Origin of the sequence: Sphingomonas pituitosa NBRC 102491 (genome assembly GCF_001598435.1) — a bacterium.
GTDB classification, from domain to species: Bacteria; Pseudomonadota; Alphaproteobacteria; order Sphingomonadales; family Sphingomonadaceae; genus Sphingomonas; species Sphingomonas pituitosa.
This window is the reverse complement of the sequence record NZ_BCYY01000012.1, coordinates 70224-96143: the sequence shown is the minus strand read 5'-3', so window position 1 is coordinate 96143 and position 25920 is coordinate 70224. Positions and strand designations below refer to the sequence as shown.

General features: G+C 69.6%; 30 protein-coding genes. 17 read left to right on the top strand and 13 right to left on the bottom strand.

Translation table 11 applies throughout. From position 1 onward, the window contains the following. The first annotated feature begins 13 nt into the window (after window positions 1-13). The 4 genes from SPI01S_RS11310 (at window position 14) to SPI01S_RS11295 (ending at window position 3590) form a co-directional block, all read left to right on the top strand. Entirely contained in the window at window positions 14-934 is a 921-nt protein-coding gene (locus SPI01S_RS11310) for an ankyrin repeat domain-containing protein (RefSeq protein ID WP_066722194.1), read from the top strand. 158 nt (window positions 935-1092) lie between these two features. Next, a complete protein-coding gene (locus tag SPI01S_RS11305; RefSeq protein ID WP_245653560.1) occupies window positions 1093-1815 on the top strand; it encodes a PEPxxWA-CTERM sorting domain-containing protein in 723 nt (240 codons plus the stop codon). 150 nt (window positions 1816-1965) lie between these two features. Continuing rightward, complete coding sequence (locus tag SPI01S_RS11300; RefSeq protein ID WP_066722190.1) at window positions 1966-3270, top strand: phage tail tip lysozyme; 1305 nt, start codon at window positions 1966-1968, stop codon at window positions 3268-3270. Next, window positions 3267-3590 carry a hypothetical protein gene (locus SPI01S_RS11295; RefSeq protein WP_066722189.1) on the top strand — a complete coding sequence of 108 codons (324 nt, stop codon included), beginning with the start codon at window positions 3267-3269 and terminating at the stop codon, window positions 3588-3590. The genes SPI01S_RS11300 and SPI01S_RS11295 overlap by 4 nt, the downstream gene beginning before the upstream one ends. A gap of 4 nt (window positions 3591-3594) precedes the next feature. On the opposite strand, the gene SPI01S_RS11290 is transcribed toward SPI01S_RS11295, so the two are convergent. Then, window positions 3595-3972 carry a hypothetical protein gene (locus SPI01S_RS11290; protein WP_066722187.1) on the bottom strand — a complete coding sequence of 126 codons (378 nt, stop codon included), beginning with the start codon at window positions 3970-3972 and terminating at the stop codon, window positions 3595-3597. A 123-nt stretch (window positions 3973-4095) separates the two neighbouring features. Here SPI01S_RS11290 and SPI01S_RS11285 point away from each other — a divergent pair, with 123 nt between their 5' ends. Further along, a complete protein-coding gene (locus SPI01S_RS11285) occupies window positions 4096-4566 on the top strand; it encodes a hypothetical protein (protein WP_066722185.1) in 471 nt (156 codons plus the stop codon). 12 nt (window positions 4567-4578) lie between these two features. Here the strand turns inward: SPI01S_RS11285 and SPI01S_RS11280 are convergent, their stop codons facing one another. The 12 genes from SPI01S_RS11280 to SPI01S_RS23035 are packed head-to-tail and all read right to left on the bottom strand — an operon-like array spanning window position 4579 to window position 15300. Beyond that, window positions 4579-5133: a hypothetical protein gene (locus tag SPI01S_RS11280; RefSeq protein WP_066722183.1), complete on the bottom strand. Its 555-nt coding sequence runs from the start codon at window positions 5131-5133 to the stop codon at window positions 4579-4581. Beyond that, window positions 5130-5585, bottom strand: coding sequence for a hypothetical protein (locus SPI01S_RS11275; protein ID WP_066722182.1), 456 nt, complete (start codon window positions 5583-5585; stop codon window positions 5130-5132). Before SPI01S_RS11275 ends, SPI01S_RS11280 begins: the two co-directional genes overlap by 4 nt. Further along, window positions 5575-6894 (bottom strand): FliI/YscN family ATPase, encoded by a 1320-nt coding sequence (locus tag SPI01S_RS11270; protein WP_066722180.1) that lies wholly within the window; start codon window positions 6892-6894, stop codon window positions 5575-5577. Before SPI01S_RS11270 ends, SPI01S_RS11275 begins: the two co-directional genes overlap by 11 nt. After that, window positions 6891-7478 (bottom strand): FliH/SctL family protein, encoded by a 588-nt coding sequence (locus SPI01S_RS11265; protein WP_066722178.1) that lies wholly within the window; start codon window positions 7476-7478, stop codon window positions 6891-6893. The genes SPI01S_RS11270 and SPI01S_RS11265 overlap by 4 nt, the downstream gene beginning before the upstream one ends. After that, on the bottom strand, window positions 7475-7951 hold the full coding sequence (locus tag SPI01S_RS11260) for a hypothetical protein (RefSeq protein ID WP_157084655.1): 477 nt from the start codon (window positions 7949-7951) through the stop codon (window positions 7475-7477). Before SPI01S_RS11260 ends, SPI01S_RS11265 begins: the two co-directional genes overlap by 4 nt. Then, on the bottom strand, window positions 7948-8712 hold the full coding sequence (gene sctJ / locus SPI01S_RS11255; RefSeq protein ID WP_066722174.1) for a type III secretion system inner membrane ring lipoprotein SctJ: 765 nt from the start codon (window positions 8710-8712) through the stop codon (window positions 7948-7950). The genes SPI01S_RS11260 and sctJ overlap by 4 nt, the downstream gene beginning before the upstream one ends. Next, window positions 8709-9131, bottom strand: a complete 423-nt coding sequence (locus tag SPI01S_RS11250; protein ID WP_066722172.1) for an EscF/YscF/HrpA family type III secretion system needle major subunit — start codon at window positions 9129-9131, stop codon at window positions 8709-8711. The genes sctJ and SPI01S_RS11250 overlap by 4 nt, the downstream gene beginning before the upstream one ends. 2 nt (window positions 9132-9133) lie before the next feature. Continuing rightward, a complete protein-coding gene (gene fliE / locus SPI01S_RS11245; protein WP_066722170.1) occupies window positions 9134-9442 on the bottom strand; it encodes a flagellar hook-basal body complex protein FliE in 309 nt (102 codons plus the stop codon). Beyond that, window positions 9439-10662, bottom strand: a complete 1224-nt coding sequence (locus tag SPI01S_RS11240; RefSeq protein ID WP_157084654.1) for a hypothetical protein — start codon at window positions 10660-10662, stop codon at window positions 9439-9441. The genes fliE and SPI01S_RS11240 overlap by 4 nt, the downstream gene beginning before the upstream one ends. Beyond that, window positions 10659-12497 (bottom strand): type III secretion system outer membrane ring subunit SctC, encoded by a 1839-nt coding sequence (sctC, locus tag SPI01S_RS11235; RefSeq protein WP_066722166.1) that lies wholly within the window; start codon window positions 12495-12497, stop codon window positions 10659-10661. The genes SPI01S_RS11240 and sctC overlap by 4 nt, the downstream gene beginning before the upstream one ends. Further along, window positions 12494-14455 (bottom strand): flagellar biosynthesis protein FlhA, encoded by a 1962-nt coding sequence (locus SPI01S_RS11230; protein ID WP_066722164.1) that lies wholly within the window; start codon window positions 14453-14455, stop codon window positions 12494-12496. Before SPI01S_RS11230 ends, sctC begins: the two co-directional genes overlap by 4 nt. A gap of 2 nt (window positions 14456-14457) precedes the next feature. Beyond that, the gene (locus SPI01S_RS23035) at window positions 14458-15300 is read right to left on the bottom strand and encodes a lytic transglycosylase domain-containing protein (RefSeq protein WP_245653559.1); all 843 of its coding nucleotides are present in this window, start codon (window positions 15298-15300) and stop codon (window positions 14458-14460) included. A 474-nt stretch (window positions 15301-15774) separates the two neighbouring features. On the opposite strand from SPI01S_RS23035, the gene SPI01S_RS11220 reads away from it, so the two are divergent. The 12 genes from SPI01S_RS11220 (at window position 15775) to SPI01S_RS11165 (ending at window position 25912) form a co-directional block, all read left to right on the top strand. Continuing rightward, window positions 15775-16932, top strand: coding sequence for an EscU/YscU/HrcU family type III secretion system export apparatus switch protein (locus SPI01S_RS11220; RefSeq protein ID WP_066722161.1), 1158 nt, complete (start codon window positions 15775-15777; stop codon window positions 16930-16932). Between the two features lie 24 nt (window positions 16933-16956). Then, complete coding sequence (gene fliO, locus SPI01S_RS11215) at window positions 16957-17277, top strand: flagellar biosynthetic protein FliO (protein WP_066722160.1); 321 nt, start codon at window positions 16957-16959, stop codon at window positions 17275-17277. Beyond that, the gene (locus SPI01S_RS11210; protein WP_066722159.1) at window positions 17277-18194 is read left to right on the top strand and encodes a FliM/FliN family flagellar motor switch protein; all 918 of its coding nucleotides are present in this window, start codon (window positions 17277-17279) and stop codon (window positions 18192-18194) included. The genes fliO and SPI01S_RS11210 overlap by 1 nt, the downstream gene beginning before the upstream one ends. Next, a complete protein-coding gene (sctR, locus tag SPI01S_RS11205; protein WP_066722158.1) occupies window positions 18191-18889 on the top strand; it encodes a type III secretion system export apparatus subunit SctR in 699 nt (232 codons plus the stop codon). The genes SPI01S_RS11210 and sctR overlap by 4 nt, the downstream gene beginning before the upstream one ends. A 129-nt stretch (window positions 18890-19018) precedes the next feature. Continuing rightward, window positions 19019-19285, top strand: a complete 267-nt coding sequence (gene sctS, locus SPI01S_RS11200; protein ID WP_066722156.1) for a type III secretion system export apparatus subunit SctS — start codon at window positions 19019-19021, stop codon at window positions 19283-19285. Then, window positions 19282-20109 carry a type III secretion system export apparatus subunit SctT gene (gene sctT / locus SPI01S_RS11195; protein ID WP_066722154.1) on the top strand — a complete coding sequence of 276 codons (828 nt, stop codon included), beginning with the start codon at window positions 19282-19284 and terminating at the stop codon, window positions 20107-20109. Before sctS ends, sctT begins: the two co-directional genes overlap by 4 nt. Further along, the gene (locus SPI01S_RS11190; protein ID WP_066722152.1) at window positions 20106-20483 is read left to right on the top strand and encodes a helix-turn-helix domain-containing protein; all 378 of its coding nucleotides are present in this window, start codon (window positions 20106-20108) and stop codon (window positions 20481-20483) included. The genes sctT and SPI01S_RS11190 overlap by 4 nt, the downstream gene beginning before the upstream one ends. Before the next feature lie 151 nt (window positions 20484-20634). After that, window positions 20635-21270 carry a hypothetical protein gene (locus SPI01S_RS11185; RefSeq protein WP_066722150.1) on the top strand — a complete coding sequence of 212 codons (636 nt, stop codon included), beginning with the start codon at window positions 20635-20637 and terminating at the stop codon, window positions 21268-21270. Between the two features lie 73 nt (window positions 21271-21343). Continuing rightward, window positions 21344-22228, top strand: coding sequence for a DUF6683 family protein (locus SPI01S_RS11180; protein ID WP_066722148.1), 885 nt, complete (start codon window positions 21344-21346; stop codon window positions 22226-22228). Window positions 22229-22246: 18 nt separating this feature from the next. Beyond that, the gene (locus SPI01S_RS11175) at window positions 22247-22972 is read left to right on the top strand and encodes a DUF6683 family protein (protein ID WP_066722146.1); all 726 of its coding nucleotides are present in this window, start codon (window positions 22247-22249) and stop codon (window positions 22970-22972) included. Between the two features lie 131 nt (window positions 22973-23103). Further along, entirely contained in the window at window positions 23104-25179 is a 2076-nt protein-coding gene (locus SPI01S_RS11170) for a PA5441 family protein (RefSeq protein WP_066722143.1), read from the top strand. Window positions 25180-25198: 19 nt separating this feature from the next. Further along, entirely contained in the window at window positions 25199-25912 is a 714-nt protein-coding gene (locus SPI01S_RS11165) for a DUF3142 domain-containing protein (RefSeq protein WP_245653557.1), read from the top strand. The last annotated feature ends 8 nt before the right edge of the window (window positions 25913-25920 follow it).

Sequence of the window (25920 nt, the reverse complement as noted above, 5' to 3'; positions counted from 1 at the left end):
ACAGCAGGGTCCCGTGACCCGCCGCCTCCGCATCCTCGCCGCGCTGATGCTGGCGGCCGCACCGACCGGAGGATGCATGGCGGCCGAGCCTTCCTGTTATACCAAGCGCGCTTCGGTGGTGCTGCCCGATCGCACCCAGGTTCTGGCACATCTGAGCAACGGCGCGGCCGGTCGCGCACTGGCGGAAGCGATCCTCGACGGGCGCGTCGAAGACGCACGGGCGATGCTGTCCCGCGATCCACGGCTGATCAGCACCGCGGTGGTCGACGATCCCAACGTCCCGCAGCCGCCCGCCGGGCGCTATGGCGACCTGCTCACCTTCGCCGTCGCCCGGTGCGATGCCGACGCAGCGACGATGCTGTTCGCCGCCGGCATGCCGAAGGACGGGGTCAAGACGGGCGCGGCGCTGTCGCTCGCGATCCTGGCGGACAGCCCCGCGATGGCCGAGCAGCTGCTTTCCGCCGGCGCTTCGCCGGACCCACAGGTGAAGGGCGGCGAAAGCCCGATGCGCAACGCGATCACCTTCGGCCATCTCGGCGGCGTGATGACGCTGCTTCGCCACGGCGCCGATCCGCGCGGGGCCGACCGCTTCGGGATCGATCCGGTCCGCATGGCGATGGACGCAGAACAGGCCGCGATCGCCGAACTGCTGGTCGAGAAGGGTGGCACGCTGTGGAGCGTCGCCGACGACGGCAGCATGGCCGCGCATGCCCTGCTGGAGCAACCGGTGGTGTTCACCAGCCCGGAAATGCTCGCCGCCCGTGCACGCCTGATGGAGCGCGCGCGGAACGGCGGCTTCGGCTGGCCCCCGCCCGATCGCGCTACCGTGCAACGGCAGGTGGCGAGCGGCGCCTGGCCGACGCCCGCCATGGCAAAGGCGGGAATGACGATAGCGGCCCCGGTGCTGGAGCGGCTGCGGGCGGCCAAGCGCTGAGCTGCCGGGCGGCCTTGCGATGTCCTGCCGCGCTCGTTCAAGGTGCTGAAAAACGAAACGTCTCGAAACACTTGTCAATTGCCGACCCGCCTGGCTGCAGCTAGGCTCTCCCAGGAATCGGCGGACGTTGCCACGCGTCCATTTTGGGGGAAGGCTGCATGAAACGAATGGCTGTACTTGCGTGCATCGGTTTGGCGGGCGCAACGATCGCGGGGCCGGCCGTAGCCGATACGATCGACACCAGCGGCAGCTACGCGGGCAAGATCGATTATTTCGGAGCCCACTACACACCGGTCTACGGCCAGACGTTTACGGTGGGCAGCGCAAACGCGCTGAACGGCTTCACCTTCTTCCTGGGCGGCGGCGCCACCAACGTTCGCGCCTATGTCTATTCGTGGGGTGGCAACGGGCCGCTGGGTCACGCCTATTATGCCAGCGACGTGCGCAGCTTCGCCGGGACGGAAGGCGATGCCTATCAGGCGTTGCGCTTCGATCTGGGCGCGATCGATTTGAGGGCAGGCCAGCGCTACGTCGCCTTCCTCACCACGGCCGGGGTCGACCAGCCGGCAGACGGCGGTGTCACGTGGATGCCGACCGCCGGCGCTTTCGGCAGCGACGCCTATGCGGGCGGCGACTTCGTCTACACCAACGCCGGGGACAGCCTGGATGCGGTCGTCGGGCAGAAGTGGGTCGACGTCTATGGCGGGCTCGGCGACGTGCAGTTCAAGGCCGATTTCAGCCCGGGCGCGACGATCGGTGCAGGCGTTCCCGAGCCGGCGGCCTGGGCCTTGCTGATCGGCGGGTTCGGGATCGCAGGCGGCGCGCTGCGCCTGCGCCTGCCCCTGCGCCGGGTGCGCAGCGGGCTGCGCACGACGCGCTGACACGCTGTATGGTGGCGGGCGGTGCCGACGGGTGCCGGACGCTCGCGGTTCGCCCACCCGTTCCCGCGCCGCCACCGCCTAAACGAATCGTCGAGAGACACGTCGCCCCCCGGGTGCGAGCCTCCGCCCGACAGTTCAGGGAGGCGTTCCATGCTCGACTCGATCAGCCGCACCGGTACGACCGGCGGCGTCCGCAACCGCACCAATGACGGCTATACCGTCCGCCATGGTGACACGCTTTCGGGGATCGCGGCGAAGAACGGCATTTCGCTCGCGGCGCTCCGTGCAGCCAATCCGCAGATCCGCAATCCCAACCTGATCTTCCCGGGCCAGACGATCGCGCTGCCGCAATCGGGCGCCGCCAGCTACACCGTGCAGGCGGGCGACACGCTGTCCGGCATCGCGGCGCGCTTCGAGCTCGACTGGCACGATCTCGCGCTCGACAACGGCCTTGCCAATCCCGGCATGATCCTGCCCGGCCAGACGCTGCGGCTGAACGGCGGGGGCACGCCGCGCACCGGCGGCACCGAAGCTGCAGGCGGCGTCGAGGGCGGCGGCACCGGGCGCAACGCCGCCGACGTCGCACGGCAATATCTTGGCCGCAACGCCGCCGATCTGCGGGGCGATCGCAGCGACAACCTGCCGATGAACGCCAACGTACCGGCCAATGTCTGCTGCGCCAATTTCGTCTCGGCGGTGCTTACCGAAGCCGGGCAGCTGCCTGCCAATCTCCACACGGATTCGGTCGCCCAGCTCGACAAGACGCTGCGGGCGCAGGGCTGGACCGAGGTCAGCGCGGCGCAGGCGAAGCCCGGCGACGTGGTGATCATCCAGGGCGGCGGCGTCTCCCACACCGTGCTCTATGCAGGCAATGGCCAGACGATCGGATCGAACAACCGCAATGCCGACGGCACCCAGAAGGTGACCACCGGCAACCTCTCCTGGGCGCTTTCGCACGGCGCCAAGATCCTGCATGCGCCGGTCGCCGCCAGAGGCGCGACGGAAGCGAGCGGCAGCACGGGCATCGGCGCGCCTTCCGCGACGCGGCAGGGCCGGATCGACCAGGCGATGACCTATTTCCAGGCGCAGGGCTGGACGCGCGCCCAGGCGGCAGGGATCGTCGCCAATCTCGACGCGGAGAGCCGGATGGAGGCCAACATTCGCCAGATCGGCGGCGGTCCTGGCTACGGCCTCGGCCAGTGGGAGGGGCCGCGCCAGGCCGACTTCGCGGTCTTTGCCGGGCACGACATCCGCAACTCGACCTTCGAGGAGCAACTCGCCTTCGTCCAGCATGAGCTCAGCGGCACGGAGAGCGCCGCCGGCCGCCGTCTCGCCCAGGCGACCAGCGCAAGCGATGCGGGCGCGATCGTGTGCCGCTATTATGAACGGCCTGCCGATGTCGTGGGCGATTCCGCCTATCGCGCGCAGCTGGCAGCTACCATCTTCCAGCGATGATCCTGCTTCCCCTCGCCGCGCTTGCCGCCGCGGCCGCCGCCGAACCCGCGACCTGCGTGTTCGACATCGCCCCGCCCGAACCCTGCACGATCCAGGTACAGGCAGGCGCGGGCGGCACCACCCAGCTGCGCGCGAAGGGCAAGAGCGGCAAGCAGGTCGTCTTCACCGGCAAGCGCGCCAACGGCTGGTGGGCGGGGGCGCTCGACACGGCGCCCGCGATGGGCTTCGAGCGGAACCGCGGCCATGTGGTGTTCTCCACCCGCGCGCTCGACCGCAGCTTCGAATACTGGACCCGCGGCAACGCGCACGGGACCTACTGAGCGATCAGCCGAAGATCGATCCGGGCGCACCGTGCTTGTCCGCCCAGTCGGCCCAGGCAACGTCGGTGGGGCCCAATGCCTCCTCGACCACCCGCCAGCCTTTGCCGACGCGGCGGAACAGCGCGACATAGTCCTTAGATACCATTCCTTCGGCCTCTGCCGAGGCGAGCGGTGTGCCGGCATAGCTGATCGGGCGCCCGCTCTTGTCCTGCATCGTCGCGACCAGGAACACCCAATCGCCCTGATGTCGCAGCGTGCGGACGAGCAGCTTGGGCGTCTTGCCGATGCGGCGGGCGATCGCCTGGTGCGCGGCCTCCAGGATGGCGGCACGGTCGGCGGGCGCGATTTCCACCGCAGCGGCGGCAACCAGGGGAAGGATCATCACGCGACTCCCGCAAATGGCGATGCGGTTCCGTAGCATTGCCTAAGCGATTCGTGGAGCGCGCGCGCGCCCCGGAGGCGCTATCTACGCTGGCATGTTCCATTCCACGGACGAGATTCGACGATGACCCAGCCCATCGGACTCGGCGGGCCCCGCGCTGCCGCCATCGGCGCAATCGGGGCGACCGGCGCGACGCCGGGATCGCTCGCGGGCCGGGCGATGACGGTGCTTTCCAACCGGGTCGTCGGTACGCTCACCCGCGAACTGGGGCTCGTGCCCGGCGCGCAGGCGCCGCTGCGCTCGGCGGACCCTTATGGTGCCGAGGCCACCGCGCGGGAACTCGCCACTTCGCTCGGCGCCAGCCCCGCCGATGCGGGCCGGCTGTCGCGCGCGCTGAACGACTTCACCAGCGACGTCGCGGCACTGGTCGCGGCCAGCCCGACCAGCGACGCGCTCGATCGGCTCTCGGGCCTCGGCTATGCGCTGCTCGATCCCGATGGTCGGCCGGGCATGACCGACACCGATCAAGCGCTGGCGACGATCGACTCGGCAATCTTCCAGCTGCGCGAGGACCCGAACAGCCGGGTACGCTGAGCGGCGCGAGGTTCAGCGCCGCGCCGCCACCGGCATCGCACTTCCCTGCACCCCCACCTTGCCCACGCGCACCTCGCGCCGCAGCAGCCGCTCGTGCAGCTGCTCGCTCCACTGCGCCGCCACCGCCGGCGGCACGGCTGCCGAGGGGATCAGCAGCACGTTGATCTGCCCGGCCAGGTCATGCCCCAGCACCGCGCCTTCCACCTTGTAGCTGCCGAGCGGCAGCGACAGATGCACGTCGGGCTGCCCAGTCTTGCTGACCTCGGCAATGGCGGCGGCGATGCGGTCGAGCTGGGCATGCTGCGCAGGATCGACGATGCCCGCCGCGGCAGGCCGCGCCGTCACGCCCACCGCGGCGAAGTCGCGCGGGGCGGTCATCGCGGCCATGCCGTCGGCCTTGTCCATCCCCGGATCCTTGGCGGCGCGCTTGCCCGCGTGCCGGGACAGCGCATCGGCGAATGCCTTGCGCTGCTTCGGCGCCGGCTCGGGCTGCTCCTTGCCCGGAGCATTGCGCGGCGCGGGCGCGGACTTGGGCGCGACCGAGCCGCTGGTCGACGCGCCGTTCATGCCCAGCCCCGCGACAGCAGGAAGGAGGAAGCCTCGGGTTCCGCGCGATCCTCGGCCCGGCGCTGCTCGGCCCGGCGCTGCGTCTGGTGATGCGCCGCGACGCTCTCGCTGCGCACGCGGTGCTGGTCCAGCGCCCGCCCGGCAGCCCCCTGCGCATCGACCGCGACTTCGTGCCGCGCGCGCTGGTCGCTCGCCCGCGCGACGGCACCGATCTCTTCCGCCACGCGCTGCTCCAGCCACAGGCGGGTCTGCGGGCAGGCCGGGCTTTTCTGGAAAAGCAGCCGGGCATCGCCGCATTCGCGTGCTGCCGCCGTGCGTGCGGCCTCGGCGGCGGCGGCGGCGGCGGCGGCGCGATCGGCTGCCTCGCGCGCTTCGATCAGCGCCCGGGTCAGGCGCTGCGCGCGCATCTCGGCGATGCGCGCCAGCACGGGCGCGCGGGTGTCAGCGGGCATGGTCCATCTCCTCGAAGGTGCGCAGCCGGGCGATGCTCTCGCCCAGCGACGTGCGTTCAGTGCCGGACTGGCGCAGATAGGCGGCGATCGCGCCGCGCTCGGCCAGCGCCCGGTCGGCCAAAGCATCGCGGCCGGGCTGATATTCGCCGATCTGGACGAGCAACTCGATCTCGTCGAGCTTGGCCAGCATCGCCCGCAGCCCGTGCGCCGCGCGCTGCTGCGCCCCGCTGGCGAGGCGGGGGAACAGGCGCGACAGGCTGCCCAGCACATCGATCGCCGGATACTGCCCACGCGAGGCCAGCTTGCGCGACAGCACGATATGGCCGTCGAGCAGCGAGCGCACTTCCTCGCCGATCGGATCGCCGTCCTCGTCCTCGAGCAGCACGGTGTAGAGCGCGGTGATCGCGCCCGCCGCCGCGGTGCCGCTGCGCTCGAACAGCCGCGGCAGCTCGGCGAAGACGGAAGGTGGAAAACCCCGGCGCACCGCCGGCTCGCCCGCCGCCAGCCCGATCTCGCGCAGCGCGCGGGCGAAGCGGGTGACGCTGTCCATCAGCAGCAGCACGTGCCGGCCCTCGTCGCGCAGCCCCTCGGCAATGGCAGTGGCGACATGCGCCGCGCGCACCCGCTCCATCGCCGGACGGTCGGAGGTGGCGACGATCACCACCGAGCGGGCGAGGCCCTCCGCGCCCAGCGTCTCCTCGATGAACTCGCGCACCTCGCGGCCGCGCTCGCCGATCAGCGCGATGACGATCGCGTCGCACTGGGCGTTGCGGGCGAGGTTGGCGAGCAAGGTCGACTTGCCGACGCCGGCGCTCGCGAAAATGCCGACGCGCTGGCCGACGCCGATCGGCACCAGCCCGTCGATCGCGCGGATGCCGGTTTCCATCGCCGCGTCGATCGGGCGGCGGTGCATCGGGTTGGGCGCCTCGCCATGAATCGGGCGATCGGTGCTGCGGCGGACACTCCCCAGACCGTCGAGCGGCTGGAGCCGGGCATCGAGCACGCGGCCGAGCATGTCGGCGCCGTACGGCACCCGGTCCTCGCCGCTGCGCAGGATGACGTCGCTGTTCATCGACAGGCCGCGAAGATCGCCGAGCGGGGTCAGGATCGCGCCGCCATCGGCAAGGCCGATCACCTCGGCCCAGAGCGAAAAGCCCGTCTCGGCATCGACGATCTCGCAATTCTCGCCGATCCGCGCGCGCACGCCGGTGACACGCAGCGTGGTGCCGAGCGCGCCGACGATGCGGCCATGCTGCTCGAACATCGGCGCGGCATCGAGCGCGCGGAGCAATGCCAGCGGATCGCTCATGCCACCCCCCAGCGCTTGGCGAGCGTTTCGAGCTGCACGGACAGGCTGGCGATCACCTGTCCCTGTTCGGTGCGGATCACGCAGTCGCGGGTGCCCAGCGCCGGATCGGGGAGGATGCCGACCTCAGCAGGCGATTCCAGCCGTGCCGCCACCTTCTCGGCCAGGTCCGGCGCGACGGCGACGTTCACCGCGCCCTGCGGCTGCAGGCGATCGAGCGCCCGCGCGACCAGCGCAGGCACCAGCGCCGCATCGTCCAGGTCCCCCAGCACGGCGCGCACCGCTGCGAGCGCCGCCTCCGCAATCTCGGCGCGGCGCGCCTGTTCCTGCGCATCGATCGCCGCGGCGAAGCGCGCGATCTCGCCGGCGAGAAGGTCGTCGATCTCGGCACGCGCGGTGGCGAGCGCGGTGCCATAGGCAGCTTCGCGCGCAGCCTCGGCCGCCCGCGCTGCCTGCGCCTGCGCCGCGCGCACGGCGCCGAGGAGCGCGACCGCATCGCTGAAGGACTGGCGCTCGTCGCGCTTGATCACGGCGCGCTCGCTGAACAGCAGCGCGGCATCGTCCGCATGGACCAGATGATAGGTCATTCCAGCGTCTCCACGATTCGTTGCGCCCGCGCCAGCAGGTCGCGCGCGACGGCATCGTCCCGCGCGCCGGGAAACCGATCCTGCAAGGCGAGCGGCAATGCGGCTTCCAGCAGCTGCGTGCCGGCGGCGAGCACCCGCTGCGGCGGCGGCAGCTTCTCCGGACCGATCCCCTCGGGCGCCTCGGCCTCGCACACCGCGTCGAACAACGGCTCACCCACCGCACCGGCGAGCGCGGCCAGACGCAGCCCGGAAAGCTCGGCATCGATCGCCCGGCGGTGCCGCAGCAACCCGGCCGCCGCCGCGATCCGCGCGCGCTGCTCGTCGGTTGCGTCCAGCCAGTCGGGCAGCTTGGCGAGATCGCCGAACCGCACCCCCGGCTGGCCGCTCGCCCGCCGGGCAAAGCGCGCGCCGCGCCCCTGCCCGCAATGCCGGGCGAGCAGCGCCAGCTTGGCGGAACGGTCCTCCCGGTTCACCGCTGCACCGTATCCGGCAGGCTGGTTCGCGGCTTGCGCATCCGCCACAAGCCGCGTGCCGCAATCGCCAGCACGATCAGCGCGACGATGCCGATCGCCCCGCGCATCAGCGTGGCGATCGACACCATGCCCTCGCTCTCCGGCAGCACCGGCGCGGCCTGGGCGGGCACCATCACCACCGAGACGCGGTCATAGGTAAGGCCATCGATCGAGTTGGTGACCAGCGACTTGATCGCCCCGGTCTGGCTGCGCAGGTCGAACCCCGTGCGATACTTCACGAACACCGATGCCGCCGACGGCTTGGCCTCGCGCGAGAGCGGGTCGGCCTCGGGCATGGTCAGGTGCACGCGCGCCTGCACCACCCCGTCGATGCCGCTGATCGTCCGGCTCAGCTCCTGCGACAGGCCGTAGATCAGCCGCGCCCGCTCCTCGAGCGGCGTGGAGGTGAAGCCCTCCTTCTTGAACACCGAACCGAGCGAGTCATACTCCTCGTGCGGCAGGCCGTGGGCGCGCAGCGTCTCCACCGCGCGCGCGAAGTCCGCCTGGTCGACGGCGATGCTCCACGCGCCCTTCTCCCCCGCTACCTTGCTCGCGGTGATGCCGGCCTGGTTGAGCACGGCGATCATCTCGTTGGCGGCCGGTTCGGTGAGCTTGCCATAGACTTCCTGCCGGCTGCAGCCGGCAAGCCCGAAGGCGGCGATCACCAGCAACGGCGCGGCGATGCGCGCCTGCCAGCGGCGAACGGGGGTGCGGCCGCTCATTGCTGCTTGAACAGCTGCTGCACGCCGTCCGAACTCCGGTTGGCGATGTTGGAGGTAAGCTGCGCCTGGAACATGAATTCGGAGCATTTCATGTTGAGCTGCACCATTTCGCCCGGCGTGAGCTGCCCGCCGCTGGCCTCGGCCGTCTCGGCATAGCGTGAGACGGCGCGGGCCTGGACATTGACCTGGTCCAGCGCGTTGAACATGCCCTTCATCGCCGGCGGGATGGGACCCGCGGCGACGGTGCCCTGCACCCCGCCCATCTTCTCCAGCGCCGCCTGGAAGCGGGCGTCGAACTGCGGCGTGGTGCCGCCACTGCCATGGCCGCCGGGGGCGAGCAGCTCGAAGGCGCGGGACACGCCGTTCGTGCCCTGCCCCCCGGCCGGCGCGACCAGCGCGCCGATCGCATCGATGCTCATCGTCAGTTCTTCCGCGCCATGGTTTCCAGCGCCTTGGAGACGCTGTCGATCGAGCTGTGCGAGCTGTTCGCCATAAAGCTCATCCGCATCGATTCGGTGGTCAGCTGGGTGATGTCGGAAGGCTTGTCGCCGCCCTGGCTCACCACGTCGGACTGGGCGGTGATCGCATCGGCCTGGGTGTCGAGCGCCTTGCCCCAGGCTTCGCCGAACGCCTCGAACCAATTGCCCTTGCCGGTGCGGCTTTCGGTGGTGCCCATGTTGCCGAGCGAGGCGATCGTGCCGAGGACGGCGCTGTTGATCGGGTTGGTCATTGGGTGGTCACTCCGTTGGTCTCGCCGCCAGGGGTGGGGGTGGAAGGTGCCGGGGACGGCGGCGTGCTGGGTCCCAGGACGAGTTCTTCGATCCGGCCGTCGCGCTCGAAGCTGGCGCGGCCGTTGCCGATGGCGACGATGCGGTGGCCGGTGGGCACCGTGGCACCGGCGAACCAGCGGGTACCGTCGGCGGTGGTGAGGTAGCCCGGGTCACCGTCGACGAAGGTTGCGAGCCCATATTGCGAGCCCGAGAAGAAATATTGCAGGTCGCGGTCGCCGCGCGCGGCATCGGCGGCGAAGACGACGCGGGTGATCCCCGGCACATCCTCCTTGATCAGCCGCGCCAGTTCGGCCTGGCGATCGGCGGGGAGGAATTCGGCCTTCACCATCAGCGCGTTGCCGCGACGGGGAATGGCCTCGGCATCCACGCCCTGCGCGCGCAGCAGGTCGGTGGCGGCGGCAGCGAGGCCGTCCATCGTCTCGACGTCGAGCGTGGCGGGGCCGATCTGCTCGGCGACCACCTGCCGCAGCCGGGCGAGCGCGGTGTCATCCTTCACGATCCCGCGCACGATCGTGCCGTTGCGCGTTTCCTCGATCTTCAGGTCGCGGAAGCCGGCGGCGGCGAGCATCGCCTGTTCCCCGGCGGTATCGTGCAGCTGGCGCGTCGCCCAGCGCATTGCCGGCGGCGCGAACAGCAGGAGCAGCAGCAGCGCCGCCACGGCCGCCGCATAAGCGGGCCAGGTGCGATCGAGCGCCAGCGCGCCGCGCATCGGATAGAGCCGGGTGGCGACGCGTTCGGGAATGGCAGCGCGCTGCGGCGCCGGCACGGCTGCATCGGCAGCCGCGGGCGCAACCATCGGCGCGAGGCGGATCGCCTCGTCCCAGCGCGGGTCCTCAGGCTCGCCGATCGCGACCGCGACCGATCCGACCAGCATCGGCACGAAGGGCGGCAGCGACGCCTGCTCCCCCGCCGCGACCGGGCGCCCGAGCAGGGTGACCTGCCCCGCCGCCACCCGCACGCACGCCATGCCCTCGCCCAGGTCGAGCTCGAGCGAGACGCCGCGCGCCGAAGGATCGCGCAGCACGATGTCGTGCTCGAACCCGTGCCCGACGCGCACGAACTTGCCCCGGTGCAGCCGGTGCTCGGCACCCGACAGGCGGCCGTTGAGCACCCGCAGCACCATGGTGCCCGGCTTTACGGGGGCGAAGGGTGCGTTCACCGGCGGCTCCTCCGGCGGCGTTTCTGGTGGTGGTCGGCCGCCGCCTCGATCTGCTGGAGCGGGATCGGGTTGGTCGCCGTGGTCGGCTGCACCGCCGCCGCCTGTTGCTCGCGGCGGGAGACGACACGCGGCGTGATCAGGAAGATGCGCTCGAAATGCTGGTCGCCCTTCTTGCTCTTGCGGAAGGCCTGGCCGAGGATCGGGATGTCGCCGGCCACCGGCACCTTCGACTTGTAGTCGTACGACGTCTCGACCGTCATGCCGCCGATCAGCAGGCTCTCGCCCTGCTTCACCACCGCGCTGGTGTTGATGCTGCTCTGCTTCACCGCCGGGATACCGTCGACGACAAGGCCGGTCGGCGAACCGTCGAGGATCTCGATCGACATGCGGGTGCGCAGCTCGCCGCCGTCATACAGGATCGACGGGTTGACCCGCATCACCATGCCGGCGGTCACCGGGAACAGGTCCACCTGCCGGTCGCCGGCGACGCGGACATAATATTGCACCTGGTTGTTGAACACGGCCGGGATGTTGTTGAGCGTGCTGAGGCGCGGCCGCGAGATCACGCGCAGCGCGCCGGTCTTCTCCAGCGCGGTGATGCGTGCGGCGAACAGATCTAGCCCGCCGGTCAGATACGCCGCGCCGATATTGCCGCCGGAGAAGTTGTTCGCCGGGTTGGTCGCGTTGCCGCCGAACAGCGCGCCCAGCCCCCCGGTCCGGAAGCCGAAATCGAGCCCCAATTCCTTGAGCTTGCTGGTGTCGAGCTCGAGGATGGTCGCCTCGATCTCCACGCCGCGCGGCTCGACGTCGAGCGCCCGGACGATATCCTCATAGACCGTCATCGACTCCGGGCGATCGCGGATCAGCACGGCGTTGTTGCTGGGGTCGACCTCCACGCGAGGCCCGTTGACGTCGCGCACCGCCGCCTCGCGGACGACGACGGTGTCGAGCCCGGGCGTGCCTTGCTGGTCGAAGCTGCGCTGCGCCTCGTCGGGCGGCACCGCGTTGAGCCCGCGCCCGCCGAGCCGGGGCAGCGACTGGCGCTGGATGTCGAAATTGCCCGCGGTGGAGACGGTCGAACTCGGCCGCCCGTCGCCCATCATCCCGCGCAGGATCGATCCAACGCCGGGAATGGTGATGGTGCGATCGAAGCTCTTCTGGATCGTGTCGTCGGCGCGCGCATAGCGGAGGTAGAAGATCCGCACCTCATAGGGCGAACGGGTGGTCGCCCCGCTCAGCACCTTCGAGCGCAGCGGTGAACTCGTCACCGTCTCCAGCGCCGCCGGCCCGAGCAGCGGCGACACCACCGGTGCATTCGACGCAGTGGCGGAGACCTGCGTCACCGCCGGGTTGCCCGCCGTGCCCGCCAGCTGCGCCACGCGATCGAGAAACGCCGGCACGCCGGTGGCGCTCACCGAATTGCTCGCCGCGGCGACGCGATTGGCATCGTCGAGGATCCGCAGCTTCTGCGCGTCGCGTACCACCGCTTCCGGATCGGCGGCGGTGAAGCTGCGCGAGGTCACCTCGGCCGCCGAATAGACGCGCACCACCGCGCCGTCATAATAAGCGACGAGGTTGAACGCCTTGGCGAGCTGCGTCCACACCTGGCGGGGGGTACCGACGAACACGCCGTTGACCTTGCCGGTAACCGCCGAACTCACCTTGGCCTTGATGCCGGCCTGGCCGAACAGATCGATCACCGCGACATCCACCCGCTGGTCGCGCGCGGTGAGCGTGATCTTCTTCTGGCCCATCGGCGGCGTCTCGGCGGGCGCGGCCATGGGCAGCAACGCCGTACAGGCAAGCAGGGCTAGGAAGCGCGAAGCGCGGATCATAGGGAAACCTCGTCCGACATCTGGTTGGTCAGGCTCTCCGGGGCGGCGTTGATTTCGCCGACGATGTCGAGCGGCACGGCCGGGTTGAGCTCGTTGAAGCTGATCACCGGCACCGCGAACAAATCGCCTGCGATCAGCAGGCGAAGCGGCCGCCGGAGATCCTGTGCGGTGAGGATCGCCCGGGCGCCGCTGCTGGCGACCTGGGTGGAAAGCAGCGCGATCAGCGCGCGCATCTGGTGCGGGTTGATCGCAAGGCGCATCTGGCCGTCGACCGGCGTGACCGTCTGGCGGATCGTCTCCTCCAGATCGGCGCCGACGATCAGCACCCGCAGTCGGCCCGCTTCGCACAGCGGCGCGATCAGGTGGCGGCGCATCGCCACGCGCACCCGCTCGGCCATCGGCACCGCCTCGCGCTCATATTGACCGACCTCGCCGATCGCCTCGACCGCGTCGCGGAAGTTGCGCAGCGGCACGCTTTCCTCGGCGAGCAGGCGCAGCACTTCGCCGATCCGGCCGGTGGGCACCGCGCGCACCGCTTCCTTGACGACTTCGGGATGCGTCTCGCCGAGCCGGTTGAGCTGATCGGTCACCTCCTGCAGCCCGAGGAACAGGCCGAGATTGCGTTCGAGCAGCTGCGCGACGCGCTCCGCTGCCACCTCCGGCAGCGCGCCGGCGTCGGTTGCGCCGCCGCCGAGCGGGGCGTCGTGCGCACTGAGCAGCCACTCGCCCTCGCCCAGCCGCGCGTCGGGCACGATTCGCAGATCGGGAATGGCGATGCCGGTCCGGGTCTGCAGCGCCGCGGCGCCCTCGCGCAGCCGCTCGGCCAGCGCCGCAAAGGCGGGATGCTGCGGCGGCAGGCCCACCGCGAGCCGGAGTGGATCGACCACCGGCAGCGCCTGCGCGGCGATCAGCGTCTCGCCCGTCGCAACCGCGGCCTCGCCCGAGCCAAGCCCCAGCCGCGCTCGCAGCCAGGCACCCGAGGTCGGGTGGAGGAACGCCCCGCCCAGCAGCAGCGCGCTTGCCAGGGCGAAGAAGATCAGCGTCGGGAAGCCCGGCACCAGCCCGAGCAGCATCGCCAGGCCGCCGGCGATCATCAGCACATGCGGCTTGCCGGTGATCTGCCGCGCGATGGCGGGGCCGAGATCGGCGTCGCTTTCCTCGTCGGTGGTGCGCGTGACCAGCAGGCCCGCCGCCATCGCCGAAAACAGCGCCGGCACCTGCGCGACCAGCCCGTCGCCGATCGTCAGGATCGAGAAGGTCGTCGCCGCCTCACCCGCGGACATGCCGTGGTAGAGCATCCCCACCGCCAGCCCGCCGAGCAGGTTGACCAGCACGATGATCACCGAGGCGATGGCATCGCCCTTCACGAACTTCATCGCGCCGTCTAGGCTGCCGTGGAGCTTGCTCTCCATCTCCAGCGTGCGCCGCTTCTCGCGCGCCTCGTCCTTGGAGAGGATGCCCGAGCGCAGGTCGCTGTCGATCGACAGCTGCTTGCCCGGCATCGCATCGAGGCTGAACCGCGCCGCGACTTCGGCGACGCGCTCGGCGCCTTTCGAGATGACGATGAACTGGACGATGGTGATGATCAGGAACACCACCAGCCCGACCACCAGGTTGCCGCCCGCCACCATCTCGCCGAACTGCTGGATGATCTCGCCGCCATCGACATGGGTCAGGATCATCCGCGTCGTCGAGATGCTGATCGCCAGCCGGAACAGCGTGGAGAGCAGCAGCACCGTCGGGAAGGTCGAGAAATCCAACGGCTTGGAAACATACATGCAGCTGAGCAGCAGCAGGATGCCCACGGTCATGTTGGTGGCGATGAACGCGTCGAGCGCCAGCGGCGGCATCGGCACGATCATCAGCAGCACGACGGTGACGACGCTGCCGACCAGCAGCATGTCGGCCACGCGCACGGGCATGCGGCGCAGGCCGCGCAGGATCAGGGCTGGGGCCATGCTCAGCGGCTCCGAACGGCCTGTTCGGCAACCAGCCGGCTGTACCGGCCGAGCACGCCGGCCACATAGGCCTGGGTCTCGCGATAGGGCGGGATGCGGTTGCCGTAGCGCCGCACCGCGCCCTCCCCGGCATTGTATGCCGCGAGCGTCAGGTTGAAATCGTTGAACCGGCCATGGAGCTGGCGGAGCAGCCGCGCGCCGCCGTCGACATTGGCCTCGGCATTGGATGCCGAGACGTTGAGCATCCGCGCCGTGCCCGGCATCAGCTGCATCAGGCCATGCGCGCCGACCGGACTGCGCGCATCGGCACGGTAGCGCGATTCCTGATCGATGACGGCGTGGAGCAGCAGCGGATCGACCCGGCGCCGCGCTGCCACCCGCTGGATCATCGCGTCGTAGCGGGTGGTATAGGAGAGCGGCCGCATCGACAGGATTGCGGTATCCGAGGCAGCGGCAACCAGCGGCGCGGGCTCCTGGCGCCGCGGCGCGATTGCCGCCACGCGCAGCGTGGCCGCAGACGCAGGCTCCGTTTCGTGCCGCTTGTTGCCGGACACCAGCTGGAACGAGGCCGCGCGATCGCCCGAGGAACCCTCTTCGGCTTCGGGCGCGATGCGGACATCCTTCGGCATCTCCCCCGGCGTGCCGGGAGCGACGACGATGTTGGTGCCGCACCCCTGGAGGGACTGGATGCCCGCCAGCGACGCCGCATCCGCCACCCGCAGCGTTGCGGTGAGCGGGCAAGGCGGCGGCGGCGGGGTGCGGTCCCGCGACCATGCCGCTTGCGGAATAATCAGTGCCGCCCCGCACAGGGACAGCGATGTTACGCCAAGAACTACTCTACTCATTGCATCGCTCCCCAGCCGATGGCGCTCCTGGCCAACAGTTGTCTCAGCACGATGCCCCACAATTCCCGGCCTGCTCGTCCAGGAACACCTATAGGCTGTCGCGATTTTCTTACAATTTCAAGTCGATATTCAGAAATATTTCAGGACGTTGCGGCACGACGAAACGACATGTTTGAAAGACGAGACGCGGAACCTTTTGCCGGATAGGTTTTGCTGACATGATTGTCAGCACCATTGAACGATTCATCGCAACGGTCCGTCGCGCGACGAATCAGCAGAAAGCACGGATTCCCTAGGGTTCGAGCAATTCATTTGCCGTCCGGCACGACATTTGCCTGTTGCGTCTAGGAACCGGTTACAGGATTTTAAGCATGTTGCTGCCCCGCCCCACGGGCAGACAATGTGTCGACCTGCTTGACCTGCCCGGACCGCCAGCAACTTCGCTGGGAGGTTCGGCGGCAAGAGTTCAACTTCATGGGCCAAGGCAAGGACAGCGCCGACAAGAGCGAGCTCCCGACGCCGAAGCGGCTGCAAGACGCGCGCAAGAAGGGTGACGTCGCCAAGTCCAAGGACCTGGCCACCGGCCTTCTCACGCTCGCCTGGCTGCTGCTGTTCGTCGGGGTCTCGGGCTATGCCGCGAACGAACTCGCCCGTCTCGCCACCGATGTGGTGGCGCAGGCGGCGACGGGTTCGTTCGACCAGACCGCGCCGGCGATCGGCTGGGATGCGGCGTGGACGCTGCTGCGCCTTACCTTCGTCACGCTGGTGCCGGCCGCGCTGATCGGCACCTTCGCCGAATTCCTCCAGGTCGGCCCGATGATGACGACCGAGAAGATGAAGTTCGGGCTGGAGAAGCTCAACCCCGTCGAAGGGCTGAAGCGGATGTTCGGCAAGGACGGCCTGTTCGAACTCGCCAAGACGCTGGTGAAGGCCGGGCTGATCTGCGCGATCGGCTACCTCGTCTACCGGAGCGCGCTCGCCAGTTCCGGCCAGTTGATTCGCCTCGCCGCCACCTCGCCGATCGACGAGTCGCGCGAAGGCGCCGCGCTGAGCACGATCGGCCTCACCTATTCGCTGACGCTGCAGATGCTGGCGATGGTGGTCGCGGTATTCCTGTTCGTCGCGATCGCCGACCGGATCTATTCCAAGCACAGCTTCATCAAGAAGATGAAGATGAGCCGCCGGGACATCAAGCAGGAGCACAAGGAGAGCGAGGGCGATCCGCAGGTCCGTGCGCTCCGCCGCGACATGCATCAGGAATGGGCCAATCAGAACAATATCGGCGCCACCCGGGGCGCCGCCGCGCTGCTGGTGAACCCCACGCACATCGCCATCGCGCTCAACTATGACGAGACGACCTGCCCGGTGCCGGTGATCGCCGCCAAGGGCATGGGCGAGCTCGCCGCCGCGATGCGCGCCGAAGCCGAGGAAGCGCGCGTGCCGATCGTGCGCAACGTGGCGGCCGCCCGCACGCTTTGGGCGCGCGGCGAAATCGGCGAGATCGTGCCGGAAGACATGTTCGACGCGATCGCCGCCGTGATCCTCTGGGCCGCCAAGGCCCGCAGCGGCGAGGGCCCGATGCAGCACGACATGGACACCGCCGCCCCGCGCCTCGCCGCGCCCCCTCGCTGAACCGACTGGAGAACGAACCGCATCATGGGAATCGGAGCCGTCCTATCCTCGATCCTCGCCATCGTCGTGGCGCTTGCCCTGGTCCTGGGCATGGCCTGGGGGGTGATCTGGCTGCTGAAGAAGCTGCAGGATCGCCAACTGGGCGTCGCCGCCAATGGCGAGGGCGAAGCACCGATCCGCTTCCTCCGCTCGATGCCGCTCGGCCAGCGCGAGCGCGTGGTGCTGCTCGAAGCGCGCGGCGAGACGATGCTGGTCGGCGTCACCGCCGGATCGGTGACGCTGCTCGCACGCTGGCCCGAGGGGCAGGCACCGGCCAAGCCGATGCCCGTGCCGGTGCGCTTCTGATGGCCACCGCCTTCCGCCTCGATGCCCTCGACCTGCCCCGGATCGATCCCGCGCAGGACGCGCTCGCCGGCGCGGTCGCGCGGCTGCTGGAACATGCCGGATTTGCGGTCGACATTCTCGCCGCACCGCCCCGCGGCAGCTGGTTTGCCTGCGCCGATGGCGTGCAGTTCCGCCCCGGCGATGCGGCGCTCCACCCCGAGCGCGTCGCCGAGGCAGCGGCCGTGCTGGACGCGGCCGAGCCCCTCCTGCTGGCGCTGGAGCAGGCACTGGGCCTGCACCTCGAACCGGACGCGATCGACGGTGCTTCGGAAGCGCCGGTACTGCACCTGGCGCTGTCGCGCGACGATCGTACCGCCGCGCTGCTGCTGCCCTGCGCGCACCCGCATGCTGGCAACTGGATCGCCGAGGCGGAGGGCCTCACCCCGCCCGCCGCGCGCCTGCCCGTGGTGGTCCGACTGCTCTTGCAGGGGCCGCGGCTCGGCATCGCCGAAGCGAGCGACCTCGCCCCCGGTGACCTGGTGCTGATGGGCGCGCGCCCGATCGCCACGCTCGAAGCCCCGCACTTCCGGCAATCCGGACAGGTCGATCTGCCTGCCGGCATCTTCACCTCGCATCCCGATGGAGCGCCCATGGAATCCAGCGACGCCGCCCCCTCCCCCCGCGATTTCGCCGTTCCCCTTACCCTCCGCCTGCCCGAGCGGCTGACGAGTGCCGCCGCGCTGGCCGATCTGCGCCCCGGCGTTGCGCTGCCGCTGGGCCCGATTGCCGAAGGCATGCCGGTGGAACTGCTCGTCGCCGGCAGCCCGCTCGCGCGCGGCGAGCTCGTCCAGCTCGGCGACCGTTTCGCGGTGCTGATCGAATCCCGCGTCGACCTCGTCGAAGCCACGGTGCAGCAGCCGGCGGAGGTGGACGCGTGAACCTCGCCCAGTTCACCCCCGGCTCGGCGCTGATCACGGTCGTCCTGATTGCGCTAGCGCCCTTCTTCGCGGTGATGGTGACCAGCTTCACCAAGATCGCCGTGGTGCTCAGCCTGGTGCGCAATGCGCTGGGGCTGCAGCAGGTGCCGCCCAACCTCGTGCTGAACGGCCTGGCGCTGATCCTCACCGTCTTCGTGATGTACCCGACGCTGGAAAAGATGCAGGCCGCCGCCGCGGTGCAGGGGCCGGCCACGCCCACCATGCCCGGCGATCCGCCCGCGCAGGCCGAGAACCCGATCGAGAGCACCGGCGACATCTTCGCCACCGCCGATCGCGCCAAGGAGCCCCTGCGCGAATTCCTCGTCAAGCACAGCGACCCGCGCGAGCGCGCCTTCTTCCTGCGCACCCAGCAGCGCATCGGCGATCCCGCCAAGGTCAGCACCCTGCGCGACACCGATTTCGTGATCGTCATCCCGGCGTTCGTGGTGAAGGAGCTCAAGCTCGCCTTCCAGATCGGCTTCCTGATCTTCCTGCCCTTCCTCGTCATCGACATGGTGATCGCCAACATCCTGCTGGCGATGGGCATGATGATGCTGTCGCCCGTCACCATCTCGCTGCCGTTCAAGATCCTGCTGTTCGTGCTGGTCGATGGCTGGGTGAAGCTGAGCCACGGCCTGGTGCTCTCCTATGCCTGAGGAGGCGCTTCTTGCTGCGCCACGGGCGCAGGTCCGGTGCCGGCCCGCTCCCCCACCCGGCCACCCAACGCCAGTATCCTATGGGTGGCCGGGTGGGGGAGCGGGCCGGCACCGCGCGGAGAAAACGTCATGAGCGACGACCTCGTCGCCGTCACCACGCAAGGGCTGTGGCTGGTGCTGCTCCTTTCGGCGCCGCCGATCATCGCGGCGTCGGTGGTGGGCCTGCTCGTCGCGATCGTCCAGGCCGCGACCCAGCTGCAGGAACAGACGCTGCAATATACGCTGAAGTTCTTCGCGATCGTGATCAGCATCTTCGTCACCGCCAGCCTGATGGCGGGCACGCTGTACAGCTATGCCGATTCGATCTTCTCCGGCATCGCGGCGGTGGGGCGATGATCGAGGCGGTGCCCCCCGGCGTCGGCGTGCCGCTGTTCGCGGCGATGCCCTGGCTCGACCAGTTGCTGGTGGTCGCGGTCGCCTCGGCGCGGTTCGCCTTCGCCTTCGTGTTCGTGCCCGTGTTCTCACGCGAGGTGATGCCGGGGACGGTGCGCAACAGCATCATCGTCACCTTCGGGCTGGTCGCGCTGCAGATGCAGCCGGATTTTCACCCGAACGCCCTGTCGGCGATGGGCTGGCTGAAGATGCTGCTCAAGGAAGCCGCCGCCGGTGGCGCGATCGGCTTCTTCTTCGGTACCGTGCTCTGGGCGATGGGCGCGGCGGGCGAGATCATCGACACCAAGGTGGGCGCGACGATCGGCCAGCTGGTCGATCCGTTGAGCGGCAACACCAGCTCGCTCACCGGCATCCTGCTCAGCCGCTTCGCCGAAGTGGTATTCGTCACCGCGGGCGGGCTGACGCTGCTCGTCGGCACGGTGATGGGCAGCTATCTGATCTGGCCGCTCGGCCCGGGCGGCCTGATGCTCGATGCCCGCGCGCTGATGTTCTTCGAAGGCGAGTTCGGTCGATTATTCGCGCTCGCCTTCCTGTTCGCCGCACCCGTGCTGACCGTGCTCTACGTGATCGACCTGGCGATGGGGTTCCTCAACCGCTTCGCCCAGTCGTTCAACGTCTTTTCGATGGCGATGCCGATCAAGGCCGCCGCGGCCACCTTCGTCGTCATCCTCACGCTCCCGCTACTCGCCCAGGCGATCCTCGCCGATCTCGGCACGCGCGAGGAAATCGCGGGCGGCGTCCTCCAGCGAACGGCCAAGCCCCGATGACCAGCGCCTCCGCCCTCCGCAGCCCGCCGCCCGCAAGCGATGCCGAGCAGCTCGCCCAGCTGATCGCCGAGCTGCGCGCCGCCGAGCAACGTCGCGGCGCCGCCACTCGAGAGATCCGCATCGGCGAGTTCACCGTCCCCGGCTGGCGCGTGCCGCTGCTCCACCTCGCCGGCCTGCAGACGCTGACCCGCAACGAAGCCGCCGTGCTCCGCTTCCTCGGCTGGGGCCGCGCGAACGGCGATATCGGCACGCTGCTCAACATGACCGAGAACACCGTGCGCACCCATATGAACAACGCGATCCGCAAGCTCGATCTCGACGGCGTTCGCGAGCTCAACAGCCTGGCGGGACTGCTCTTCCTGCCGCTCGAATGAACGCGCGCCTCCACGATTCGTTGAGCGCCACTAAACGAATCGTGGAGCGCGCAGGGGTCCGATCCGGGGCAATCTGCTCTCGTACCGGCGACGCGGTGTCGGCGGCTTGCTCCCGAGGGGAGCGCGATATCTGGATGGAAAGGAACGATCCATGGGTCTCCTGAGCGGTCTTACGCGGTCTCTGGTCAATCCGATCAGCCTGGCTTCCCTCGCGATGGGCCCGGCGGGCTGGGCATCGCTCGCGGTGCGCACACTGGGCACCGCCATCGCCAAGGAAGTGCTGCAGCAGCTCGGCCAGCAGCTCGGCCTGCCGCAGAGCGCGATCAACCTGGTGCAGGACGGCTTCTCGATGGCGACCGGCTCGGCGGGCGGCCCGGCCACGATCGCCGAAGCGGTGGCCAGCCTCGCCCAGAATTTCGACCTGTCGCCGTCGCAGCAGGGCGAACTGCAGCGCGCCGCAGAGTCGGACTCGCGCGACCTTTACACCCAGCTGAGCGAAGCGGTGAAGGACGGCGAAACGCAGGCCAAGGCGCACTCCTCGCGCAGCGGCAAGGGCCGCAGCTGGCTTCAGGCGATCGCCGATTCACTGGCAGCCACGATGGACCAGAAGATCTCCGACATGGACAGCCTGTCGCAGTCGCTGGACAAGCAGGGCAAGAACCGTTCGACGAAGACCAGCACCGACCTTACCGTCGCAGGCCAGGAGTTCGGGTATCTGATGAGCACGACCAGCACTGTCATCAAGACGATCGGCGAAGGCCTCAGCTCGATGGCCCGCAAGCAGTAACACGGTTCTGCGAGTTTCGCGGGGGAGCGGCGCGCCGCTCCCCCCTTTTCGCGTTTTTGGAAAGGAGCGCAGTATGAAAAAGATCTTGGGAGCTCTCGCACTGGTGGTCGCCACCGGCTGGAGCAGCACTGCCACGGCCCAGATGTGGGACAGCACCCAATTGTCGCTCATGCTGCCCTCCATGTATCACACGGATCCGCTGAGCGTGACGCTGGAGGATCGGGAGCGGCGCGGGGAAACGCGTGCGCGCCGCACCGCGCCGCGCACGCCAGATTTGCGCGCGGCACGCAACCTGCAGCCGGCCGATATCGCGACGTTGCGCTACACGCCGTCCAAGGCCCGACGGAGCGCCAACCTCGCCACATTTGTTCAGAAGACGCGCGCGGGCGACCCGGGTGGTGCAGCCGATCTGCAGAAGCTGTTTGCGCAAGGCGACTTTATTGAAAAGATCGCAGCGCTGGTGCAGCCGCAAGGGTTGCACATCGACAATGTTGCCGATGCCTACGCGCTATGGTGGATCACCGCGTGGCAGGCCGCGCACGGCACCAACGAGACGCCCAGCCGCGCCGTCCTCGGCGCCGTCCGCCAGCAGGCGGCGAACGCCGTTGTCGCCACCGGCGAGATCGCGCGCGCCTCGGATGCCCAAAAGCAGGAACTGGCCGAAGCGCTGTGGGTCCAGAGCGCGCTGATCGATGGTGCGGTCGAACAGGCCAAGCGTGATCCGTCCCGCCTGCGCGCGGTCGGCGATGCGGTGCGCAAGGGCGCCAAGGGCATGGGCCTGAATCTCGATGCCATCGATCTGACCTCGCAGGGCTTCGTGCCCGTTGGCGTCGGCCAGAATGACGCACCCTCTACAACGCCCAAGCCAGCAAGCGCCGCCCCCTATGGTGCCCTGGCGCTGGCCGCCGGCGGCATGGGCGTCGGCGGGTTCCTGATGCTGCGCCAGCGCCGCGGCTGAATCGCTGAGGATCCTCGCATGAAGCGGCGCCACGCAGCGATTCTTCCGGGCCTCGCACTCCTCGTGGCGCCCGGCATCGCAAGGGCCCAGATGGTCAGCCCGATGCTCTACGAAGGGCCGCGGATCGCGCTTCAGGGCCATGCCGACCGCTTCTCGGCCGACGCAGACGAACCGGGGGCGACGCCGCGGACCACGGCCGATCCGGCAGCGTTGCAGTACACGCCCTCCAAGGCGCGACGCGCGGCCAACCTCGCCGCTTTCGTCCAGAAGACGCGCGCGGCCGATCCGCAGGGCGCAGCCGATCTGCAAAAGCTGTTCGCCGAGGGCGACTTCATCGAGAAGATCCGCGCGGCCGTGGCCCCGCCTGGCCTGCACATCGACAATGTCGCGGATGCCTATGCCCTGTGGTGGATCACCGCCTGGCAAGCCTATCGCGGCAACAACGACACGCCCGATGCCGATACCCTTGCCGCCGTGCGCGCGCAGGCAGTGCGGGCGGTCGGCGCGACCGGCGAGCTGGCGCGGGCGACCGACGCGCAGAAGCAGGAACTTGCCGAAGCCCTGTGGGTGCAGACCGCGCTGATCGACGGTGCCGTGGAACAGGCCAAGGGGGATCGCGCCCGCCTGCGCCAGATCGGCGGGGCGGTGGGCCGGGGCGCGCAGGCCATGGGCCTGGACCTTGCCGCGATCGACCTGACGTCCGAAGGATTCGTGCCCCTCGGCGGATCGGACGACCGCCGCTGACCACTGCCTCTTCCCGGGCGACACTGCCGGCCGGCGCCGCGCGCGCCGCCTTATGCGCCCCTCCCCTGCCTCTGGCGCGACGCCCCTGCCTCGGCTACGCGCGCAGCCCCAAGATTTGCGAGATTTGCTGCATGCTTCGAGTGATCCTCTGCCTCCTGCTGGGCGCCGGCATGCTCTGGTCCATGCCCGCCCGCGCCAGCGGGGACGCCAGCTGCGGCCCGGTCACCAAGCTCGTCTACGCAAGCTATACCGGCTGCGACGACACCGCGATGATCGGCCCGCGCAACGACAGCCGGATCAACCTGCTGCTGCTGATGGCGGACGTGCCGGGTGCGGGGCCGCTGACGGGTCCGGCCCAGACCTCGATCTTCCTCGATCTCGCCACGCTCAGGCAGGCTTCGGAAGGTGAGGAGAGCCCGTTCTTCTCCGACGGCGAAGGCTCGCGCTGTCGCAGCAACCCGGGCGGGACGGCAAGCTTCGAAGCCGCGGTGCGCGCAAATGGCAAGGTGCCGGAGCAGGAACGTACGGCCCTGATCGCGGCGCGGCGCGCACTCCAGCCCGACTGCGCGTTGGGAACGGCCGCCGGGGCCGCGATCGCCAGTGCCGCCCGCGGGGTAAAATCGGATGCCGGCAAGGTCTTCGCTGCCTATCTCGAAGGCGCCGCAGCCTTCTACGATGCCGATTTCGACGGTGCCGCGGCGCGGTTCGCCGCGCTTGTCTCTGCCCGCGATCCCTGGCTTCGCGAGACGGCGCGCTACATGCTCGGCCGCGTCGCCGTGAACCGCGCGCAGGTGGACTATTACGACGAATATGGCGCACCCAGGGAGGGCAAGCAGATCGCGCCCAAGCTGCTGGCGGACGCGGAGAACGGCCTGCGCGCCTATATGAAGGCCTATCCCAAGGGGGCGTATTTCTTCTCCGCCCGAGGCCTGTTGCGCCGCGTCTACTGGCTGGCGCAGGACTGGAGCCGGCTCGAAGCGGAATATGCCGCGCTGATCGCGCTTCCCGATGCCGAGCGCGGCATCGACGCCGCGTCGCTGGCGCAGGAGATCGACGCCAAGCTCTTCGCCACCGCCGCTGCCGACAGGCTGCGCGACCCCATGCTCCTCGCGGCGTTCGACCTGATGCACATGCGCGGCAAGAACTATGACGGTGCGCCGTGCTGCACGCCGATTTCCCGCGGCGCGCTCGAGGCACAGCGCGCCAGGTTCGCCGGCAAGCCCGCGCTGTTCAGCTATCTGCTGGCGGTCCATGCCTATTTCGTCGCATCGCAGCCCGACGAAGCCCTGCGCCTGCTCCCCGATGCGTCGCACCAGACGGATTTCGGCTATGTGGCGTTCAGCCGGCAAATGCTTCGCGGGATCGTGCTGGAAGGCAAGGCCGATCGCAATGTCCGCGGCTTCTGGATCGATCTCCTCGCCGGCGCCAGGCGCACCGGGCAGCGCCCGGTGGTCGAGCTCGCCTTGGCCATGCACGAGGAGCGCCATGACGGGCTTGCGCGGATCTTCGCGCCCGACTCGCCGATCCGCACGCAGGAAATTCGCGACACCCTGCTGATGAACCTGGCCGACGCAAAGCTGTTGCGGCAGCAGGCGCAGGCGGCCGGCGCCTCGCCGCATGAGCGCCGGATCGCGCTGTTCACCCTGCTGTACAAGGAAGCGACGCGCGGGTCGCACCGCGACTTCGCCGCCGACGCGCGCCTCGTGCCGGCGAACGCTCCGGCCGAGGGGGGCTATTATGATTTCGGCGCGCCCGATCAGCTTCCGCTGGCGATCTTCACCAGGGGCCGCAAGCTGGGCGACTATGGCTGCCCGCCGCTTCCGGAAACGCAGAGCCGCCTGGCGGCGAACCCGGGTGACGCCAAGGCGATGCTCTGCCTGGGCGAGTTCACGCGCGTGAACGGCTTCGACGAATTCTACCTCGACGGCAGCCCCCCTGCCGACCATCTCGGCGGCACGCCCTCGCGCTTCGCCTTTCCGCCCTATTCGCGGCTGGACGCCTACCAGGCGGTGATGGCCTCGCCCAAGGCGACGCCGGACGACAAGGCCTATGCCCTGTTCCGCGCGGTGAACTGCTATGCGCCCGGCGGCAGCAACGAATGCGGCGGCAAGGGCGTGGAGCCGGCGGTGCGGAAAGGCTGGTTCCAGCGCCTGAAGCGCGACTATCCCACATCGCGCTGGGCGCAGGAGCTGCGCTATTTCTGGTAGGAACGTGCGGCGGCGTGCGGTGGCATGCCTTGCGCTGCTGCTGCCGCTGCTGCTCTCGGCCACCCCGCCCCGGCCGCGGATCGCGCCCGAGGCCCGGGTGGACGCACGGCGATACGACGCCTTCTGGCTCTGGGCCGGTGTGCGGCCGCAGCCCGTGCTTGCCGGGGCGCGGCGCATCTACCTGCTCCACGGTGCCGTGGTCGACGGGGACGTGCCGCGACTGATCGCGCAGCGCCCCGCCGTCCCCCGGATCGGCCATGCCGATGTCTGGATGGTGCTGCGCGTCGAGACGCTCGCCTGGAACCCCCAGATCCATGCCCAGCTGCTCGCCGCGCTCGAGCGCTGGCGGCGCGCGGGAAACCGGGTCGCCGGCGTCCAAATCGATTTCGACGCGCGAACGCGCCACCTTGCGCGCTACGCCGCGTTCCTCCGGACGCTGCGCGGCCATATTCCTGCGCGCTACAGGCTGGGGATCACCGGCCTGCTGGACTGGAGCGCCAACGGCGATCCGGAGGGGCTGCAGCAGCTTGCCGGCGTCGTCGACGAGGTGGTGCTGCAGATCTACCAGGGCCGGCACGTCATTCCCGGCTACGGCGCCTATCTGGCGAAGCTGGACCGATTGCGCGTCCCCTTTCGCATCGGCCTGTTGCAAGGCGGCGAATGGACGCCGCCGCCGGGCCTTGCGACGAACCCGCATTTCGAGGGGTATGTCGTGTTCCTGCTCAACCCCTGAGCGATCGC

What these genes read in the sequence shown, in the direction of transcription:
- SPI01S_RS11305 (WP_245653560.1), top strand. Translation starts at nt 1,093, where the DNA reads ATGAAACGAATGGCTGTACTTGCGTGCATCGGTTTGGCGGGCGCAACG.
- SPI01S_RS11300 (WP_066722190.1), top strand. Translation starts at nt 1,966, where the DNA reads ATGCTCGACTCGATCAGCCGCACCGGTACGACCGGCGGCGTCCGCAAC.
- SPI01S_RS11295 (WP_066722189.1), top strand. Translation starts at nt 3,267, where the DNA reads ATGATCCTGCTTCCCCTCGCCGCGCTTGCCGCCGCGGCCGCCGCCGAA.
- SPI01S_RS11290 (WP_066722187.1), bottom strand. Translation starts at nt 3,972, where the DNA reads ATGATCCTTCCCCTGGTTGCCGCCGCTGCGGTGGAAATCGCGCCCGCC.
- SPI01S_RS11285 (WP_066722185.1), top strand. Translation starts at nt 4,096, where the DNA reads ATGACCCAGCCCATCGGACTCGGCGGGCCCCGCGCTGCCGCCATCGGC.
- SPI01S_RS11280 (WP_066722183.1), bottom strand. Translation starts at nt 5,133, where the DNA reads ATGAACGGCGCGTCGACCAGCGGCTCGGTCGCGCCCAAGTCCGCGCCC.
- SPI01S_RS11275 (WP_066722182.1), bottom strand. Translation starts at nt 5,585, where the DNA reads ATGCCCGCTGACACCCGCGCGCCCGTGCTGGCGCGCATCGCCGAGATG.
- SPI01S_RS11270 (WP_066722180.1), bottom strand. Translation starts at nt 6,894, where the DNA reads ATGAGCGATCCGCTGGCATTGCTCCGCGCGCTCGATGCCGCGCCGATG.
- SPI01S_RS11265 (WP_066722178.1), bottom strand. Translation starts at nt 7,478, where the DNA reads ATGACCTATCATCTGGTCCATGCGGACGATGCCGCGCTGCTGTTCAGC.
- sctJ (WP_066722174.1), bottom strand. Translation starts at nt 8,712, where the DNA reads ATGAGCGGCCGCACCCCCGTTCGCCGCTGGCAGGCGCGCATCGCCGCG.
- SPI01S_RS11250 (WP_066722172.1), bottom strand. Translation starts at nt 9,131, where the DNA reads ATGAGCATCGATGCGATCGGCGCGCTGGTCGCGCCGGCCGGGGGGCAG.
- fliE (WP_066722170.1), bottom strand. Translation starts at nt 9,442, where the DNA reads ATGACCAACCCGATCAACAGCGCCGTCCTCGGCACGATCGCCTCGCTC.
- sctC (WP_066722166.1), bottom strand. Translation starts at nt 12,497, where the DNA reads ATGATCCGCGCTTCGCGCTTCCTAGCCCTGCTTGCCTGTACGGCGTTG.
- SPI01S_RS11230 (WP_066722164.1), bottom strand. Translation starts at nt 14,455, where the DNA reads ATGGCCCCAGCCCTGATCCTGCGCGGCCTGCGCCGCATGCCCGTGCGC.
- SPI01S_RS23035 (WP_245653559.1), bottom strand. Translation starts at nt 15,300, where the DNA reads ATGAGTAGAGTAGTTCTTGGCGTAACATCGCTGTCCCTGTGCGGGGCG.
- SPI01S_RS11220 (WP_066722161.1), top strand. Translation starts at nt 15,775, where the DNA reads ATGGGCCAAGGCAAGGACAGCGCCGACAAGAGCGAGCTCCCGACGCCG.
- fliO (WP_066722160.1), top strand. Translation starts at nt 16,957, where the DNA reads ATGGGAATCGGAGCCGTCCTATCCTCGATCCTCGCCATCGTCGTGGCG.
- SPI01S_RS11210 (WP_066722159.1), top strand. Translation starts at nt 17,277, where the DNA reads ATGGCCACCGCCTTCCGCCTCGATGCCCTCGACCTGCCCCGGATCGAT.
- sctS (WP_066722156.1), top strand. Translation starts at nt 19,019, where the DNA reads ATGAGCGACGACCTCGTCGCCGTCACCACGCAAGGGCTGTGGCTGGTG.
- sctT (WP_066722154.1), top strand. Translation starts at nt 19,282, where the DNA reads ATGATCGAGGCGGTGCCCCCCGGCGTCGGCGTGCCGCTGTTCGCGGCG.
- SPI01S_RS11190 (WP_066722152.1), top strand. Translation starts at nt 20,106, where the DNA reads ATGACCAGCGCCTCCGCCCTCCGCAGCCCGCCGCCCGCAAGCGATGCC.
- SPI01S_RS11185 (WP_066722150.1), top strand. Translation starts at nt 20,635, where the DNA reads ATGGGTCTCCTGAGCGGTCTTACGCGGTCTCTGGTCAATCCGATCAGC.
- SPI01S_RS11180 (WP_066722148.1), top strand. Translation starts at nt 21,344, where the DNA reads ATGAAAAAGATCTTGGGAGCTCTCGCACTGGTGGTCGCCACCGGCTGG.
- SPI01S_RS11175 (WP_066722146.1), top strand. Translation starts at nt 22,247, where the DNA reads ATGAAGCGGCGCCACGCAGCGATTCTTCCGGGCCTCGCACTCCTCGTG.
- SPI01S_RS11170 (WP_066722143.1), top strand. Translation starts at nt 23,104, where the DNA reads ATGCTTCGAGTGATCCTCTGCCTCCTGCTGGGCGCCGGCATGCTCTGG.